The sequence below is a fragment of the Actinoplanes sp. NPDC019969 genome (assembly GCF_055562375.1).
This window is the reverse complement of the sequence record NZ_JBVHFK010000039.1, coordinates 1-1587: the sequence shown is the minus strand read 5'-3', so window position 1 is coordinate 1587 and position 1587 is coordinate 1. Positions and strand designations below refer to the sequence as shown.

1 rRNA gene is annotated in these 1587 nt (G+C 55.7%); it reads right to left on the bottom strand.

What is annotated here, in order from left to right:
- Positions 1-94: 94 nt before the first annotated feature.
- Positions 95-1587, bottom strand: a 23S ribosomal RNA gene (locus ACZ3II_RS43490); the annotation flags it as partial.

Below are 1587 nucleotides of genomic sequence, written 5' to 3'. Positions count from 1 at the left end.
TCAGCGTGGAACAAACCAGCAACCCCAATGTTTCCGGGGGTGGTTGTTCGTTTGCTGTGAATCACACAGTGGACGCGTAAGCATAAAATTTAGGGTGGTTAAGCCCTCGGCCTATTAGTACCGGTCGACTGAACACGTTACCGTGCTTACATCTCCGGCCTATCAACCCAGTAGTCTAGCTGGGAGCCTTACCCACTCAAGGTGGTGGGATACCTCATCTCGAAGCAGGCTTCCCGCTTAGATGCTTTCAGCGGTTATCCCTTCCGAACGTAGCCAACCAGCCATGCTCCTGGCGGAACAACTGGCACACCAGAGGTTCGTCCGTCCCGGTCCTCTCGTACTAGGGACAGCCCTTCTCAAGTATCCAACGCGCACGGCGGATAGGGACCGAACTGTCTCACGACGTTCTAAACCCAGCTCGCGTACCGCTTTAATGGGCGAACAGCCCAACCCTTGGGACCTGCTACAGCCCCAGGATGCGACGAGCCGACATCGAGGTGCCAAACCATCCCGTCGATATGGACTCTTGGGGAAGATCAGCCTGTTATCCCCGGGGTACCTTTTATCCGTTGAGCGACACCGCTTCCACACGCAAGTGCCGGATCACTAGTCCCGACTTTCGTCCCTGCTCGACCCGTCAGTCTCACAGTCAAGCTCCCTTGTGCACTTACACTCAACACCTGATTGCCAACCAGGCTGAGGGAACCTTTGGGCGCCTCCGTTACCCTTTAGGAGGCAACCGCCCCAGTTAAACTACCCACCAGACACTGTCCCTCGACCCGATCAGGGCCGCAAGTTAGATACCCAAACCCAACAGAGTGGTATTTCAACAGTGACTCCACCCGAACTGGCGTCCGAGCTTCACAGTCTCCCACCTATCCTACACAATTAAATTCAGATACCAATGTCAAGCTATAGTAAAGGTCCCGGGGTCTTTCCGTCCTGCCGCGCGTAACGAGCATCTTTACTCGTACTGCAATTTCGCCGGGCCTGTGGTTGAGACAGTGGGGAAGTCGTTACGCCATTCGTGCAGGTCGGAACTTACCCGACAAGGAATTTCGCTACCTTAGGATGGTTATAGTTACCACCGCCGTTTACTGGCGCTTAAGTTCTCCGCTTCGCCCCGAAGAGCTAACAGGTCCCCTTAACGTTCCAGCACCGGGCAGGCGTCAGTCCATATACATCGTCTTACGACTTGGCATGGACCTGTGTTTTTAGTAAACAGTCGCTTCCCCCTGCTCTCTGCGGCCATACCACGCTCCACCCGCAAGGGGCTTCACGCGTCCGGCCCCCCTTCTCCCTAAGTTACGGGGGCAATTTGCCGAGTTCCTTAACCACAGTTCACCCGTCGCCTCGGTATTCTCTACCTGACCACCTGTGTCGGTTTCGGGTACGGGCCGCTCAAAGCTCGCTAGAGGCTTTTCTCGGCAGCATAGGATCAATGACTTCACCAGAACGGCTCGGCATCACGTCTCAGACTATATGCACCGCGGATTTGCCTACGGTACGTCCTACACGCTTACCCCGGCACAACCACCGGCCGGGATCATCTACCTTCCTGCGTCACCCCATCGCTAAACTACTACC